Source organism: Pseudomonas sp. NBRC 111133 (assembly GCF_001320605.1).
GTDB lineage: Bacteria > Pseudomonadota > Gammaproteobacteria > Pseudomonadales > Pseudomonadaceae > Aquipseudomonas > Aquipseudomonas monteilii.
In genome coordinates this window covers 16336-30815 of the sequence record NZ_BCBJ01000083.1, presented here as the reverse complement: position 1 = coordinate 30815, position 14480 = coordinate 16336, and the positions used below count along the sequence as shown (strand labels likewise).

16 protein-coding genes and 1 riboswitch are annotated in these 14480 nt (G+C 63.5%); of the genes, 8 read left to right on the top strand and 8 right to left on the bottom strand.

Going from position 1 to position 14480, the window contains the following annotated elements; genetic code table 11:
* Positions 1–9: 9 nt before the first annotated feature.
* Together APH36_RS19500 and APH36_RS19495 are read right to left on the bottom strand one after the other, a co-directional pair.
* Positions 10–882: an alpha/beta fold hydrolase gene (locus APH36_RS19500; protein WP_060499899.1), complete on the bottom strand. Its 873-nt coding sequence runs from the start codon at positions 880–882 to the stop codon at positions 10–12.
* A gap of 21 nt (positions 883–903) precedes the next feature.
* Positions 904–1533, bottom strand: coding sequence for a LysE family translocator (locus APH36_RS19495; RefSeq protein ID WP_060499898.1), 630 nt, complete (start codon positions 1531–1533; stop codon positions 904–906).
* A gap of 124 nt (positions 1534–1657) precedes the next feature.
* On the opposite strand from APH36_RS19495, the gene APH36_RS19490 reads away from it, so the two are divergent.
* Complete coding sequence (locus tag APH36_RS19490; RefSeq protein ID WP_060499897.1) at positions 1658–2137, top strand: GNAT family N-acetyltransferase; 480 nt, start codon at positions 1658–1660, stop codon at positions 2135–2137.
* Between the two features lie 94 nt (positions 2138–2231).
* On the opposite strand, the gene APH36_RS19485 is transcribed toward APH36_RS19490, so the two are convergent.
* The 6 genes from APH36_RS19485 to APH36_RS19460 all read right to left on the bottom strand — a co-directional run bounded on the left by APH36_RS19485 (position 2232) and on the right by APH36_RS19460 (position 9600).
* The gene (locus APH36_RS19485) at positions 2232–2615 is read right to left on the bottom strand and encodes a YkgJ family cysteine cluster protein (RefSeq protein ID WP_016501425.1); all 384 of its coding nucleotides are present in this window, start codon (positions 2613–2615) and stop codon (positions 2232–2234) included.
* Between the two features lie 126 nt (positions 2616–2741).
* Positions 2742–3869, bottom strand: coding sequence for a hypothetical protein (locus APH36_RS19480; protein WP_060499896.1), 1128 nt, complete (start codon positions 3867–3869; stop codon positions 2742–2744).
* A gap of 136 nt (positions 3870–4005) precedes the next feature.
* Positions 4006–4935 carry an aliphatic sulfonate ABC transporter substrate-binding protein gene (locus APH36_RS19475; protein ID WP_060499895.1) on the bottom strand — a complete coding sequence of 310 codons (930 nt, stop codon included), beginning with the start codon at positions 4933–4935 and terminating at the stop codon, positions 4006–4008.
* 3 nt (positions 4936–4938) lie between these two features.
* Entirely contained in the window at positions 4939–5982 is a 1044-nt protein-coding gene (mgrA, locus tag APH36_RS19470) for an L-glyceraldehyde 3-phosphate reductase (protein ID WP_060499894.1), read from the bottom strand.
* Positions 5979–7313 carry an LLM class flavin-dependent oxidoreductase gene (locus APH36_RS19465; protein WP_060499893.1) on the bottom strand — a complete coding sequence of 445 codons (1335 nt, stop codon included), beginning with the start codon at positions 7311–7313 and terminating at the stop codon, positions 5979–5981. The genes mgrA and APH36_RS19465 overlap by 4 nt, the downstream gene beginning before the upstream one ends.
* 70 nt (positions 7314–7383) lie before the next feature.
* Positions 7384–9600 (bottom strand): TonB-dependent receptor, encoded by a 2217-nt coding sequence (locus tag APH36_RS19460; RefSeq protein ID WP_060499892.1) that lies wholly within the window; start codon positions 9598–9600, stop codon positions 7384–7386.
* Between the two features lie 261 nt (positions 9601–9861).
* Here APH36_RS19460 and APH36_RS19455 point away from each other — a divergent pair, with 261 nt between their 5' ends.
* The 7 genes from APH36_RS19455 (at position 9862) to APH36_RS19425 (ending at position 14478) form a co-directional block, all read left to right on the top strand.
* Positions 9862–10908, top strand: coding sequence for a LacI family DNA-binding transcriptional regulator (locus APH36_RS19455; protein ID WP_060499891.1), 1047 nt, complete (start codon positions 9862–9864; stop codon positions 10906–10908).
* A gap of 53 nt (positions 10909–10961) precedes the next feature.
* Positions 10962–11186: riboswitch (cobalamin riboswitch) on the top strand.
* 92 nt (positions 11187–11278) lie between these two features.
* Positions 11279–11467 carry a CbtB domain-containing protein gene (locus tag APH36_RS19450; RefSeq protein ID WP_060499890.1) on the top strand — a complete coding sequence of 63 codons (189 nt, stop codon included), beginning with the start codon at positions 11279–11281 and terminating at the stop codon, positions 11465–11467.
* A 9-nt stretch (positions 11468–11476) separates the two neighbouring features.
* Positions 11477–12163: a CbtA family protein gene (locus tag APH36_RS19445; RefSeq protein ID WP_060499889.1), complete on the top strand. Its 687-nt coding sequence runs from the start codon at positions 11477–11479 to the stop codon at positions 12161–12163.
* Positions 12163–12549, top strand: a complete 387-nt coding sequence (locus APH36_RS19440; RefSeq protein ID WP_060499888.1) for a cobalamin biosynthesis protein — start codon at positions 12163–12165, stop codon at positions 12547–12549. Before APH36_RS19445 ends, APH36_RS19440 begins: the two co-directional genes overlap by 1 nt.
* A 32-nt stretch (positions 12550–12581) precedes the next feature.
* A complete protein-coding gene (gene cobM / locus APH36_RS19435; RefSeq protein ID WP_060499887.1) occupies positions 12582–13334 on the top strand; it encodes a precorrin-4 C(11)-methyltransferase in 753 nt (250 codons plus the stop codon).
* A gap of 65 nt (positions 13335–13399) precedes the next feature.
* Entirely contained in the window at positions 13400–13642 is a 243-nt protein-coding gene (locus APH36_RS19430; protein WP_060499886.1) for a DUF1272 domain-containing protein, read from the top strand.
* Positions 13643–13863: 221 nt separating this feature from the next.
* Complete coding sequence (locus tag APH36_RS19425; RefSeq protein WP_060499885.1) at positions 13864–14478, top strand: response regulator transcription factor; 615 nt, start codon at positions 13864–13866, stop codon at positions 14476–14478.
* Positions 14479–14480: the final 2 nt, after the last annotated feature.

Sequence of the window (14480 nt, the reverse complement as noted above, 5' to 3'; positions counted from 1 at the left end):
ATGGAACAGTTAGCCCTGCAAGAAAGCGAGCACCTGCTGAGCCGCCGCAGCCGGATCTTCCTGCATGAAACAATGCCCACCTGCAACTTGATGTGCAGTCACGGCGCGGTTGAGCGCCGCCAGACGGTTTACTGAGTGCGGCACGAAGGGATAAGTCTGCTCGCCATACAACACCCGCGTCGGCGTTCTGATTGCGGTCAGGCTTGCCCACATGCGTCTGGGGAACGAACTGAAAATTTCCACTTCCCGGCTGGGCCGGCACTTGAGTACTACCGCATCACCGCAATCGCCGATGGCATGTTCGACATAGGCCTGCAGCGCCGCATCGGCCCAGCCCTTGAAAATGCCCCGCCCTTTCAGCGAGGCCAGCGCTGCCTCGCGATCGGGCCAGTGGCTGCGACGGCTGGCAGCCTTGCGCGCCAGGGCATGGCGTTGGTGCAGGCCAACCAGAGCAGCCGCCCCCATCACACCGATCATGCGTCGGCTGAACAGTACCGGGTCAAGCAGCACCGCGCGGGCAAACAGTTGCGGCTCACTGGCTAGGATCAGCCCGGTGAGCACGCCACCAAAGCTGTGGCCCACGGCAAACCGGGGAACATCGCCATACTCGCCACGCCCGGCCTGAAAAGCCTCCACTGCCAGCTCGGCTGTACGGTTCCACCCACGAAACACGCCACCGTGATCGCTGTCGCCGTGCCCCTGAACGTCGCAAAGCCACAGGTCGAAATGCTCGCCAAGGCCCATCAGCAATGGCTGGTAGGCCAGGCAACAGAAGCCGTTGCCGTGCAAGAAATGCAGCAGCGGCTTGCCACTGGCCGGGGTTCGCCAGCCACGCAGGGTAAAACCTTCGGCGCATTCGTGGGACCAGGGAATCAACTGCATCGGTTTGCTGTACTCGCGGGGCTAGGAAAACGCTGATTCTACAAACAGCAGCGGGTACAGTGAAATCACCAGCAACAAGGCCATCAGGACATTGAACAGCATCAGCCAGCGGGGGTTCTGCAACAGAGTGCGCAAGGCGCTGCCAAACATCACCCACACGCCGACGCTGGGCAGGTTGACCAACGCGAACAAGGCCGCGATCACAATCACGTTCGTCACATAGCCTTGCGCAGGCGTGTAGGTGGTGATCGCCCCCACCGCCATCACCCAGGCCTTGGGGTTGACCCACTGGAACGCCGCCGCCCCCCAGAAACCCAGCGGTTTCCGGGCGCTGGACGAGGCCGTGCCGACCGGCCCGGAGGTGGCGATTTTCCAGGCAAGGTAAAGCAGGTAGGCGGCGCCGGCGTAGCGCAGTACCGTGTACAGCGGCGGCCAGGCCTTGAACACCTCACCCAGGCCCAGGCCGACGGCCAGCACCATCACCATGAAGCCGACGCTTATGCCCAAGGCGTGAGGGATAGAGCGGCGCACACCAAAATTCACCCCCGAGGCCAGCAACATGGTGTTGTTCGGGCCAGGGGTGATAGAAGACACGAAGGCAAACAGCACGAAAGCGGTCAGCAGGTCGGCAGAGGCAAGCATGGCGGGCATTCCACTTTCGTTACAGGTGCTGTCACACTAGCGGAGTCGCCCTTCCCTGCGACCTGTACAGTTGCATTAAATTTTGTGAATACACATCACTGTACTGCAGACCTGGATCAAGGAAGCCGTTACCATGAGCCTCACCATTCGCCCTGCCGTTCGTTCCGATGCCGAGCAGATTCTGGCCTTTATCACCGAGCTGGCCGAATACGAACGCGCCCTCCACGAGGTGGTTGCCACCCTCGCCGACATCGAGCACAGCCTGTTTGGCGAGGGCAGCACGGTGCACAGCCTCATGTGCGAGCGCGATGGCCAGGCAGTCGGCTTTGCCGTGTACTTCTACAGCTACTCGACCTGGCTCGGGCGCAACGGCATTTACCTGGAAGACCTGTACGTGACGCCTGAGCAGCGAGGCGACGGTGCCGGGCGGCAACTGCTGCGGCACATTGCCCGCGAAGCGGTGGCAAACAACTGTGGCCGCCTGGAATGGAGCGTGCTGGACTGGAACGAGCCGGCGATAGGCTTCTATGAGAAGCTCGGTGCCGAGGCGCAGGATGAGTGGGTGCGCTACCGGCTGGATGGCGAGAAGCTGACGGCGTTTGCCCAAGGGTGATCCCTCGGGTTTACGCGATCAATTGCAGCAGCAGTCTTGCGTCGCGATGGGCCGCAAAGCGGCCCCGAACGCTGCCAGGCACCGATGCAGCCGATCAGGCCACCTCTGCCCCGTCATCCGGCCAATGCGGTTCATTCGCCCCTGGCGGCGTCAGTGGCGGCAGCCCATACGCCGCCCGCGCGTCGTCACAGCTGGGGTTGTGCACCCCACCCTCCCACGACGCCTCGAACTCGCGACAAGGGCTGGAACGGTTGGCATAAATGGTACAAGCCACCTCTTTGCCGATCTCGCCTTCAAGGCTGACACAGCGGCATGGCTTGGCATCGGTGCCGATCATGGCAACGCGGGTGGGGTTGATCTGCACCACCAGGTCATCTGGCACGACCCCCCCGGCAGACTGGCATTCGCCCCAGAAGAAGGACACACGGAAGTACCCGCAGCAGGCGCCGCAGTCAAGGCAAGGGTTATATTCAGACATGATGTCACGGAGGGAAGGTTGTTGTTATCGGGGCTGGCCCGCGGCGCCATTTTCAATCGAACTCGGGGCGGTTGGATAGAGGGACCATGCAAAATATTTTTCCGCTGATCCGGCCGCCCGCATCGGCTACCGCAGCGCCTTGTAGGTAGTCGCGTCCCAACGCGTCAAAGCCAGGCCTTCGGTCGGATCATAGTCATCACCGCACACCTTGCTGAAGTGCGTGCAAACCTCGCCGCAATGCACCAGCCGATCATCTCGCTCACCCTCGGTCAGCACCGTGTAAGACTGGCTGCGCATGGCGTGGTACTGCCTTTCGGCAGCGGTCATCGCCCGGTGATACTCCATGAGCTGCCGATCGCTCAAGGCCAGTCGCTTGTCCAGGGCAACACCCCAGCGGGTAAGGCAGACTTCAGCGAAATGACGAACGACCAGCCCAGGTTCCTTGAACGCCTCGCCACCGCTCGCACCATCGGCCGACGCGTTGCCCACCAGCGTGGCATGGCGACCCGACATCGGATAAATGGAGATCTGCGTACGGCTGTCCACGGACGGGATCACGCAGGCAAACCCTTTGGAACGCTCATCCCGCGAATAGAAGCCGACATATTCACGCACGTTTGCCGCCAGTGTGGTGCGTTCGGTTTGCACATTGCCAATCCCGGGTACCGGGTCGATAGCAAATATGTTCACCGGTATGTCCCGCAGCACCGGGTCTTGTGCCATGGCGTTGGCCAGCATGTGGCAACTGATCCCTCCCCGGCTCCAGCCCACCAGGTTGACCTGAAGCGGAAGGCGCGGTTTGCGGAACATGCTGATGATGCGCTCTTGCAGTTCCTGCGGTGTCGGGTGGCGGTTACCGTAGTCGTAGGTACGCCAGAACCAGGAGGCTGTGGCGGAAGCATCCGGGATAGGTACGCCAGCGTCCTTCAGTCGCTCGTACCCTTCTTGGCTCAATTGGGTGCGCTGCCAGCTGCTTTCGCCTTTGATCACCTGCAACACATGGTTGACGTTTTCTTCCCAACCACGACCGAACAACTGGCCGGTCCAGTTGAAATAGCCGCCGGGTTCGACGAACAGGTTGTCATCCTGAAGGTTACCGCTGCCGGGACCGTCGACGGCGATCCAGTGGGCGAATTCGCGACCCTGATCGTTGCTGGCCAGGGTCGAGACCAGTTCGCCGTTCCAGAAATCGGGGTTGGCGTTGTCGAAGCGGTGGGAGCCGGTGCCGCAGAAATAGGCGGTAAATACACTCATTTGTAAATCTCTGAAGTTAGAAATGAGTGCTGAAAATAGACGGGTAGATCGGGAAGAACGCAGGCGGAAAGGTAACCTGTGAGGCTGTCGGGGGCTGCTTTGCAGCCCCTTCGCGACGCAAGGCCGCTTGGGTAACTTACTCCCGTTGCCACACTGCCCCGGCAATGTCGACCCGTTTGGGCAGGATCTTGTTGTCGAAGAACAACGCTGCAGTGCGCTGCTGCGCCGCCACGATTTCATCACTCACCGGCAGCACCGGCGATGCCGGCCGGTGGCTGAAACTGCGCTGCACCACCGCCTCCGGCAAGCCCATGAACTGCGCCAGCAAGCGAATGCTCCCAGCCTCATCGCTGCGGGTCAGCGCCTCGGCCCGGCTGATTTCATCGAGCAACTGGCCGACAAAGGCGCCATGGGCTTCAACATAGGTCCGTGAGCCCAGCATGAACGGCCCGATCAGCCCCAACCCTTGACCGTCGGCCAACAGCCGCGCCTTACCCTCCAGGTCGATGGCAGAGTAGAACGGGTCCCAGATCGCCCAGGCATCCACACTGCCCCGCTCGAACGCCGCCCGGGCATCGGCGGGTGCCAAGTACACCGGCTGAACATCGCGAATTCCAAGCCCCGCCTTGGCCAAGGCACGCAACAGCAGGTTGTGTGCGCTGGACCCCTTCTGCAGGGCAATGCGCTTGCCCTTGAGCTCGCCCACCGCGCTGATCGGGCTGTCTTTCGGCACCAGGATCACCTCGGCCTGGGGCTTGGCTGGCTCGGCACCAATGTACAACAGGTCGGCACCGGCAGCCTGGGCGAAGATCGGCGGGATATCACCGGTCGAGCCGATGTCGAGGCTGCCGATGTTCAATGCCTCCAGCATCTGGGGGCCGGCCGGGAACTCGATCCACTCAACGCGGGTACTGGCAAATCGCTGCTCCAGCAGACGATGCTGCTTGGCCAGCACCAGGCTGATCGAGCCCTTCTGGTAGCCAATCCGCAAGGTAGCCGGGTCTGCAGCCTGGGCCACTCCGGCCAGGGCCACCCACAACAGCATGGCAAGGTGTAGCACGCGCATCGGTCACTCCTTCCAGTCGGTCGAGGGTTTTTCCCACAGGTTGATCCCGCCTTCCACGGCGTACTGGTCGATGGCAGCCAGCTCCTCGGCGGTGAACGCCAGGTTGTCGAGCGCCGCAACGTTCTCGGTGATCTGCTCGGGCCGGCTGGCACCGATCAAGGCAGAGGTCACCCGTGGGTCACGCAGTGTCCAGGCCAAGGCCAGTTGGGCCAGGCTCTGGCCACGCTGACGGGCGATGTCGTTCAGGGCGCGTGCACGGGCGATGTTGGTTTCCGACAAGTGCCGGGGTAGCAAAGACCCGCCGCCCGCGCGGTTCACCCGGGCGTCGGCCGGGATGCCATTCAGGTATTTGTCGCTGAGCAGGCCCTGCGCCAGCGCTGTGAATACGATCACCCCGGCACCCAAGGCATCCGTGGTGTCGAGCAGATCGCGCTCGATCCAGCGGTTGAACAGGTTGTACGACGGCTGGTGGATCAGCAGCGGCACCTTCAGCTCATCGAGCAATGCGGCAATTTCTGCGGTTTTGCCGGCGGAATAGGACGAGATGCCGATGTACAGCGCCTTGCCCTGGCGCACGATGTCGGCCAGCGCGATGGCCGTTTCTTCCAGCGGCGTGTCGGCATCGAAGCGGTGCGAATAGAAGATGTCGACGTAATCCAGCCCCAGCCTTGCCAGGCTCTGATCCAGGCTGGAGATCAGGTATTTGCGCGAGCTGCCGCCCTGCCCGTATGGCCCCGGCCACATGTCCCAGCCGGCCTTGCTGGAAATGATCAGCTCGTCGCGGTAGCTGCGCAGGTCTTCACGCAGCAGCCGGCCGAAGTTGATCTCGGCGCTGCCATAGGGCGGGCCATAGTTGTTGGCCAGGTCGAAGTGGTTGATGCCGGCATCGAAGGCGGTGTGCAACAAGGCACGCTGCGTGGTGATAGGCGTGGCATCACCAAAGTTGTGCCACAAGCCCAGGGACAGGGCCGGCAGCACCAGGCCACTGCGGCCTACACGTCGGTAAGGCATGCGCGCATAGCGCTCGGGGTTGGCGGTGTAGCTCATGGTTGGTCTCGTTCGGCAAAGTAAGGGTTGGCTGGGCGCTGCAAGCCCAGGTGTTCGCGCAGGGTGTGGCCCTGGTACTGGCGGCGGAACAGCCCACGCTGCTGCAACTCGGGCACTACATAGCGGGCGAAGTCTTCCAGGCCCAGGGGCAGGTGCGGCACGAGCACGTTGAAGCCATCGGCGGCACTGCCTTCGAACCAGGCTTGCAGCTCATCGGCAATCTGCACCGGGGTACCGACCAGGCTGTAGTGCCCTCGCCCACCGGCAATGCGCCGCCCCATTTGGGCCAGGGTCAGCTGATCGTTGCCTGCCAGTTCGGTGAGCAACTGCTGGCGGCTGCGCTGGCCGTCTTCGGTGGGCGGCAAATCGGGCAGCGGGCCATCCAGCGGGTAGCCGGAAAGGTCGAAGTTGCCGAGCATTCGCCCAAGCAGGCCAACCCCGACACGCGGGTCGACTAGCGCCTGGAACTGTTCGTACTTGTCCTCGGCCTGCGCCTGGCTTTGCCCCACTACCACGAACACGCCGGGCATGATCTTCAGCGATTGCTCATCCCGCCCATGGCGGGCCAGTCGGCCCTTGAGGTCGGCGTAAAAGGCCTGTGCGCGTGCCAGGCTGGGCTGGGCGGTGAACACCACTTCGGCGCTTTGGGCCGCCAGCTCGCGGCCGGTTTCGGACGAACCGGCCTGCACCAGCACCGGTCGCCCCTGTGGCGAGCGGGCGACATTGAGCGGGCCTTTGACACGAAAGTGTTCGCCGACATGGTCGATAGCCCGCACGGCTTGCGGGTCGTGGAACAGGCCGCTGGCCTTGTCACGCACAAACGCATCATCGGCCCAGCTGTCCCACAGGCCTTGCACCACTTGCTGGAATTCCCCGGCACGGGCATAGCGTTCGGCGTGCGGGATATGCGCCTGGCGGCCAAAATTGCCGGCTTCGGCGGCAGCGTCGGAGGTGACCATGTTCCAACCGGCACGGCCTGCGGACAGGTGATCCAGCGAGGCGAATTTGCGTGCCACGTGATACGGCTCGTTGTAGCTGGTGGTGGCAGTGGCGATCAGGCCGATGCGTTCGGTGACCGCACTCAACGCCGACAGCAGGGTCAGTGGCTCGAAGTACACCGAGCGGGCGCTGTGGCTGGCCAGCGGGTCACTGGGCGCGGCAACGCTGTCGGCGACGAACAAGGCATCGAAGCAGGCCGCTTCGGCGATGTGTGCGGTGCGCTTGTAGGTGGCGAAATCCAGCGGGTCGGCGGGTACGGCCGGGTGGCGCCAGGCGGCCACATGGTGACCGGTGGCCATGAGGAAGGCACCCAGGTTCATTTGGCGGGGCATGTTGTTCTCCTTGAAAGCTTGATTGGGGCCGCCTTGCGGCCCATCGCCGGCAAGCCACAGGTATCGCTACTCAGAAATCCTTGCGCAGCTGCACGCCGAAGTAGCGTCCGTCATCCCGTGGTACCGAGCGGTAGATGTAGTCACCGCCACTGGCCAGCATCTGCGCATACGACTTGTCGCCCAGATTCTTGCCCAGCAGCGCCACGCGCCAGCCGTCGTTGTAGTCGGCCAGGGCGATGCTGGCGTTCCAGATGCCGTAGGCGCCCTGCACGGTGTCCGGGTTCTGGTCGAGGCTGAACTGCACCGCGTCCTGCCAGCTGTAATCGCTGCTCAGTTCCACATCCAGGCCATTGTCCAGCGGGATTACATAATCGGCGCGTAGGTAGGTCTTCCAGTCCGGCGTGAGCGGCAAGCGGCCGCCATCGATGTTGCAACTGGCCGCCGCACCCGCCGGGCAGTTGAAGTGATCGACGCGCGCTTTGGTGTAAGCCACGGCGGTCGACAGCTTCAGACGCGAGGTGGCCTGGAAGCTGGCATCCAGTTCCACCCCCTGGGTCTTGACCTTGCCGGCGTTGACCAGGCGGGTCACCACCTGGTTGGCCACGGTGTCGTAGAAGTTGGCCTGATAGTTGTCGTAGTCGGTGTGGAACACGGCCAGGTTGGCGGTCAGGCGATTGTCCAGCGCCGTGCTTTTCAAACCGATTTCATAGGCATCGGAGGTCTCGGGCTTGAGCGCCTCGGTATCGCGCGGCTGCATGTTGAAGAACACGTTGTAGGCCGGGCCTTTGTAGCCGCGCGAATAGGTGACGTAACCGGTCAGGTTGTCGTTGAAGTCGTATTGCAGGCCGGTCCGCCCGCTCCAGCCGTTCTCATCCACCGAACCCGAGCTGGCGGTAGAGGGCTGAATACCGGCCACAGCAGTGGCCGAGGTGGAGACGCGGCGGTGGTCGTATTCGAGGTCGTCGTGGGTCCAGCGCAGGCCCAAAATGGCACGCAAGTCGTCAGTGAAATTGAAGGTGTTCTCGCCAAACAGCGCGACACTGTCGTTGGTGGTGGAGTAGTCGGCACGGCCACTGTTGGCCACACCGCCGTTGACCGACAGGCGTTGGTAGGTCTCTTTGGTCGTGCCATGCATGTAGAAGGCGCCCAGCACATATTCGTTGAACTGCCCTTTGGGCGAGGTCAGGCGAAACTCCTGGCTGTACTGGTCATAGTCCACCGTGCCTTTGTCGTGGGACGCGGTCAGTGGCAGTAAGGCGCGGCGGTCGCCGTCCTGGTACTGGGTGTTGTCCCAGCCGCGCCAGGCGCTGATCGACGTCAGGGTGTAGTCGCCCAGCTGCCAGTCCAGTTGCGCCGACAGCCCCTGGTTCTCGTCCTCGACGTGGGTCTTGAAGTCGCTGTTGATGTCGCGGTTGTGGGCGCTTGGCGTCACCGGACCCAACTGGCTGGCGAAGGCGGCGCTGGCGCTGGTGATCACACCGCTGGGCAGGGTGTCTTCGCCTTTCATGTAGTCGGCGATCAGGGTCAGGCGCACGTCTTCGTTGGGCTCGAACTCCAGTTTGCCGCGGGCGCCTTTGCGCTCGTAGCCATTGACGTCGTGGCCATTGGCAACGTTCTCGACATTACCGTCGTAGTCGCCCCACAAGGTGCTCAACGCCCCCTTGAACTGCTCGCTCAGGCGCCCGCCAATGCCAAAGCGCAGGCGGTTCTCGTCGCCACCACCAAAGTGCGAATAGTCCACATAGCCCTGGGTCTGTTCAGGGATGGCCTTGCTGACCACGTTCAGCACGCCGGCCGAGGCGTTTTTGCCGAACAGTGTGCCCTGCGGCCCGCGCAGCACCTCGATACGTTCCAGGTCGAGCAAATCGAGGGTCGACTGGCCCGGGCGACCGAACACCACACCATCGACCACCGTCGCCACCGTTGGCTCGACGCCCGGCGAAGTGGAAATGGTGCCAACGCCACGGATGAACAGCGAGGTGTCCTTGTTCGAGGCCCCGGCGCGATAGTTGAGGGTAGGCACCTGCTGGACGATGCTGGCCACGCTGTTGCGGTTGTCTCGCTCCAGCTGCTCGCCATCGATCACCGACACTGCCACCGGCACTTCCTGCAATGTGGCTTCGCGGCGTGTGGCTGTCACGGTAACCGCCCCCAGTGCAGTGGCCTGCGCAGCCCCCGTTTCAGCAGGCTCGGCTGCTTGGGCGCCCTGGCCGAAAGCGGCCAGCAGGATGGCTGCGGCCAGCGGCCGGCGTTGCGTAGCGGGAAAAGGTGTACGGTTTTTCTGCATGGTGCTCACTGCCTCGGGAAACCAGACCAGGCCCCCATTTGACGGGGCCGACACGAAGTTGCTGTGGTTGTCTGGTCTCGCTCGTGCGAGTGGCAGGCGCTTGCCAACAGCAGCGCTTGGTAGCGCTAACATGAACAAGTATCTGCGGCCACCGTTTAGCACGTCAAATACTTAAAAGTCAGATTTATATGCGATATAGCTATTTGCCAATCGCGCATCCGTTAGCGCTACCATCGCGCCATTTCCACAGGAGGCAGCCCGGTGAGCCAAGCCAAGGATCCCCCCCGCAAGCGACGCGGCGCAGGCCGTGTCACCCTCGCCGAGGTGGCGCGGGCTGCTGAGGTTTCAGCCATCAGCGTGTCGCGCTACTTCAACCAGCCAGACCAGGTGTCACCGCCGTTGCGTGAACGTATCGAGGCCGCTGTACAGGCGCTGGGCTATGTCCCCAATCTGGTCGCCGGGGGATTGGCCTCGGCGCGCGGGCGCATCGTGGGCATGGTGATCCCGAACATTTCCGGGCCGATCTTCGCCCAGACCATCCAGGCGTTCAGCGATACCCTCAGCCGGCATGGTTACCAGTTGCTGTTGGCGTCCAGCTACTTCAGCGAAGCGCAGGAAGAAAGCGCGGTGCGAGCGTTTCTTGGCTGGTCGCCGGCAGCGTTGGTGGTGACCAGCCATTTCCACAGCCCGGCCACGGAAAAGATGCTGGCCGACGCAGATGTGCCCGTGGTGGAAATATGGGATTACCGCCCGGAGCGGGCGCCCTTGCAAGTAGGTTTCCTTCATCATCAGGTGGGTGTGCAGGCCTGCCGCTACTTGCTGGACAAGGGCCACCGGCGCATCGCGTTCGTGCAAAACAGTGCAGCCGGCGACCTGAGTGCGCTGGAGCGGCGCGACGGCTATGTCGAGGCACTGGGTGAGGCCGGGCTGGAGCCTTGGGTGTTCGTGCCCTCGGCAGACTGCGCGCCGTTCGAGGCGGGCAAGCAGGCGATGGAAACATTGATCCGCCGTAATCCACGGCCCGAGGCGATCATCTTCGCCAATGACAACCTGGCCGCCGGCGCCCTGTTGGCCGGCCAGCGCGCCGGCTTACGCCTGCCAGAAGACATGGCCATTGTCGGCTTTGGTGACTACCCCTTTGCCGACATGCTGCTACCCAGCCTCACCACCCTGCGCCCGCCCTCCCGGGAGATTGGCGAAGTGGCGGCGCTGCGGGTGCTGCAGCACCTGGGTGTGCTGGCGTGTGACGGTGAGGTCCAGCGGCTGAACCTGTTGGCGTGCAAGTTGATTGCCCGCGAGAGCGCGTGATTCAGGGTGCGGCCACCGAGGGTGGCATTGACGCCAAGGCCGCCCCATGCTCTCCTTATGCCTCACGTTCAGGTGCCCCCTAGGGGGTGAAACGGGAAACCGGTGCGTCGCAGGCTCTCCAACAGGGCCGGACAATCCCGGTGCTGCCCCCGCAACGGTAAGCGAGCGAAGCGTCTGTACCACTGTGCCCTTGTAATGCGGCATGGGAAGGTGACGCTTTCCAGGAGCCCTGCTCTTCCTCGCAAGCCCGGAGACCGGCCTGGCGTTCATGAACACCCCGCGGTGGGCGGGCGCTGTTGCATTCCCCTGGGCGACTACGCTCGGGGCTGCCGCGCTTGCCCATTGCCCAAAAAAAGCAGAGGAACGCGTCATGCCCGTCACCAGCGCCAAGCAACACAACCTTGCCACGCCTGTCACCCTCAGCCAGCGCATCGTCATCGCCGTCGGCGCCAGCCTGCTGGGCCTGTGCCTGGTGTACTTTGCCGGCTTCTCGCACATCGAGGCCGTGCACAACGCCGCCCACGACACCCGCCACAGCGCCGCCTTCCCCTGCCACTGAGTACGCCTGATGATCACGCGCATTGCCCGTACCGCGGGCTTCAGCGGGCTGCTTGCGGCCCTGTTGCTGACCTTGCTGCAAAGCTTCTGGGTCGCCCCGCTGATTCTTGAGGCGGAAACCTACGAGTCCTCGGCCCCTGCCGCCCACCACGAGCATGGCAGCGATGTGCCCGCCCATGAGCACAGCGCCGAAGCCTGGTCGCCGGAAGACGGCTGGCAACGTGTGCTGTCCACTACGGGCGGCAACCTGGTGGTCGCGGTCGGCTTCGCCCTGATCCTCGCCGCCCTGTACAGCCTGCGCGAGCCGACGCGCGCCGGGACGGGTGCATGGTGGGGGCTGGCCGGCTTCGCCGTCTTCTGCCTTGCTCCGACCTTGGGCCTGCCACCCGAACTGCCCGGTACGGCAGCGGCCGACCTGGGGCAACGCCAGGCCTGGTGGATCGGCACAGCCAGTGCCACCGCACTGGGCCTGGCCTTGCTGGTGTTCGCTCGTCACTGGCTGCTGAAAGCGCTGGGCGCCGTGCTGCTGGTAATCCCCCATGTGATTGGCGCACCACAACCCGACGTGCATGAAAGCCTGGCCCCCGAAGCACTGGAAACCCAGTTCAAAGTGGCCTCCTGGCTGACCAACGCCGCCTTCTGGCTGGCCTTGGGCCTACTCAGCGCCTGGCTGTTCCGCCGTTCCAGCCGGGCCTGATGCCGCCCTTCTACGCCGGCTTCGGCTGCCGCCGGGGTTGCCCGGCGGATACCCTGCAACGCTTGCTGGACCAGGCCCTGGACAACCAGGGCCTGGCATTGGCCGACCTGCGCGGTATCGCCAGCATCAGCCTGAAGGCCGACGAACCTGGCTTGCTACAGCTGGCCGAACGCCTCGGTTTGCCCTTGGTGCTGTACCATAGCGTGCAACTGCAACCTTACGAACCCCTGCTCAGCCACCGCTCCGCCGCCGCCCATGCCCACAGCGGCTGCTGGGGTGTGGCCGAGAGCGCGGCACTGGCCATGGCCAGCCAGCACCTTGGCACGGCCAGATTGCTGCTGGCCCGCCAGGTACTGGGCCCGGCGACCCTCGCCCTCGCCGGCTGAGCGCTTCCCCCTCTTTCCTGCAAGGACTTTCCATGACGGTCTATTTCATTGGCGCCGGTCCCGGCGACCCGGAACTGATCACGGTCAAGGGCCAACGGCTGATTCGCCAGTGCCCGGTGATTATCTATGCCGGCTCACTGGTACCCGACGCCGTACTCGAAGGCCACCAGGCCGAGACCGTGATCAACAGCGCCGAACTGCATCTGGAACAGATTGTCAGCGCCATGCGCACCGCCCACGAACAAGGTAAGGATGTAGCCCGTGTACACAGCGGCGACCCTGGACTGTACGGCGCCATCGGCGAGCAGATCCGCCACCTGCAGGCGCTGGGCATCGATTACCGGATCATCCCCGGGGTCACCGCCACAGCAGCCAGCGCCGCCCTGCTCGGCTGCGAACTGACCCTGCCGCAGGTGGCGCAAACGGTGATCCTCACCCGTTACGGCGACAGCTCGCCCATGCCGCCCGGCGAGCAACTGGGTGACCTGGCGCGCCATGGCAGCACCTTGGCGATTCACCTGGGGGTCAAGCACCTTTCGCGCATTGTCGAAGAGCTGTTGCCGCACTACGGCGCGCACTGCCCGGTAGCGGTGGTGCACCGGGCCACCTGGCCTGACCAGGACTGGGTGCGTGGCAACCTGGGCGACATTGTCGAACGCGTCGCGGCCAAGGCTTTCCGGCGCACAGCATTGATCCTGGTGGGTCATGTGCTGGGGGATACGCCATTCGCCGAGTCGGCCTTGTACCGTGCCGGGCACGCCCACCTGTATCGCCCTGCCGACTGAGCATTGCCAGCCTTGCCGTGGCGTAGCAGACTCCAGGTTCCCGCCTGCCAACAGGAGTTAGGCCCATGCTGGAATTACGCCCCAACTGCGAGTGCTGCGATACCGACTTGCCCGGCGACAGCCCCGATGCGCTGATCTGCTCCTTTGAATGCACCTTCTGCCGCACCTGTGCCGAAACCCGCTTGCAGGGCCTTTGTCCGAACTGTTCGGGCCAGCTGGTAGCCCGTCCGACGCGTGTCGGCAAGGCATTGGCCAACAACCCCGCCTCGGCCAAGCGCGTGAACAAAGCGCACACTGCCTGCGCCTGACCGACCGAAGAAAACCGGCATCACCGCTTGGACAGGGTGATGTATTTCCTGTTTTTTGTAGGATTCTTCAACAACAAGAGCAGGGACTTTCAACACTTCTATACTCGCCATTACCAAACTTCGGGATTGGCCGTATCTTGCAGCGCTTCCGATTAACCCACTTGCAGACGTATTCCTGAGTGATCCAGGAAGCGGACCACATCCTGACAGGAGTTTTTCTCATGACAACCGTGCTGATCGTCGACGACCACCCTATCGTCCGGCTGTCCTTGCGCATGCTGCTCGAACGCGAGCGCTTCCACGTCGTCGGCGAAGTCGGCAATGGCAGTGAAGTGGCGCAGGTGGCCCGCGACCTGCGCCCGGACGTGGTCATACTCGACATCGGCCTGCCGGGGCTGGACGGCATGGAAGTCATCAAGCGCCTGCAGTGCCTGGAACCGGTGCCGAAGATCATGGTACTGACCGGCCAGGCCACCGACCTGTATGTACGTCGCTGCCTGGATGCCGGTATCGGCGCTTTCGTCACCAAAGAAGAAGACCACGAGGCGCTGCTGTTTGCCCTCAAGGCCCTGACCAAAGGTTATTCGACCTTTCCGCAGATGTCGGTCAACAGCAATTCGTTGGAAAGCGAGCCCGTGCGCCTGGCCAGCCTCTCCAACCGGGAGATGGAGGTACTGCGACGCCTGGCGCGCGGCGAGAACAACAAGAATATCGGCACTTGCATGAACCTCAGCGCCAAGACCATCAGCACCTACCGGGGCCGTATCATGGAAAAGCTCAAGACTGAATCACTGGTGGAAATGGTCGACCTGGCCAAACGCAACAGCGTGTATTGAGC

What these genes read in the sequence shown, in the direction of transcription:
- cobM (WP_060499887.1), top strand. Translation starts at nt 12,582, where the DNA reads ATGACGGTCTATTTCATTGGCGCCGGTCCCGGCGACCCGGAACTGATC.
- APH36_RS19445 (WP_060499889.1), top strand. Translation starts at nt 11,477, where the DNA reads ATGATCACGCGCATTGCCCGTACCGCGGGCTTCAGCGGGCTGCTTGCG.
- APH36_RS19465 (WP_060499893.1), bottom strand. Translation starts at nt 7,313, where the DNA reads ATGCCCCGCCAAATGAACCTGGGTGCCTTCCTCATGGCCACCGGTCAC.
- APH36_RS19440 (WP_060499888.1), top strand. Translation starts at nt 12,163, where the DNA reads ATGCCGCCCTTCTACGCCGGCTTCGGCTGCCGCCGGGGTTGCCCGGCG.
- APH36_RS19460 (WP_060499892.1), bottom strand. Translation starts at nt 9,600, where the DNA reads ATGCAGAAAAACCGTACACCTTTTCCCGCTACGCAACGCCGGCCGCTG.
- APH36_RS19490 (WP_060499897.1), top strand. Translation starts at nt 1,658, where the DNA reads ATGAGCCTCACCATTCGCCCTGCCGTTCGTTCCGATGCCGAGCAGATT.
- APH36_RS19475 (WP_060499895.1), bottom strand. Translation starts at nt 4,935, where the DNA reads ATGCGCGTGCTACACCTTGCCATGCTGTTGTGGGTGGCCCTGGCCGGA.
- mgrA (WP_060499894.1), bottom strand. Translation starts at nt 5,982, where the DNA reads ATGAGCTACACCGCCAACCCCGAGCGCTATGCGCGCATGCCTTACCGA.
- APH36_RS19495 (WP_060499898.1), bottom strand. Translation starts at nt 1,533, where the DNA reads ATGCCCGCCATGCTTGCCTCTGCCGACCTGCTGACCGCTTTCGTGCTG.
- APH36_RS19500 (WP_060499899.1), bottom strand. Translation starts at nt 882, where the DNA reads ATGCAGTTGATTCCCTGGTCCCACGAATGCGCCGAAGGTTTTACCCTG.
- APH36_RS19480 (WP_060499896.1), bottom strand. Translation starts at nt 3,869, where the DNA reads ATGAGTGTATTTACCGCCTATTTCTGCGGCACCGGCTCCCACCGCTTC.
- APH36_RS19485 (WP_016501425.1), bottom strand. Translation starts at nt 2,615, where the DNA reads ATGTCTGAATATAACCCTTGCCTTGACTGCGGCGCCTGCTGCGGGTAC.
- APH36_RS19430 (WP_060499886.1), top strand. Translation starts at nt 13,400, where the DNA reads ATGCTGGAATTACGCCCCAACTGCGAGTGCTGCGATACCGACTTGCCC.
- APH36_RS19450 (WP_060499890.1), top strand. Translation starts at nt 11,279, where the DNA reads ATGCCCGTCACCAGCGCCAAGCAACACAACCTTGCCACGCCTGTCACC.
- APH36_RS19425 (WP_060499885.1), top strand. Translation starts at nt 13,864, where the DNA reads ATGACAACCGTGCTGATCGTCGACGACCACCCTATCGTCCGGCTGTCC.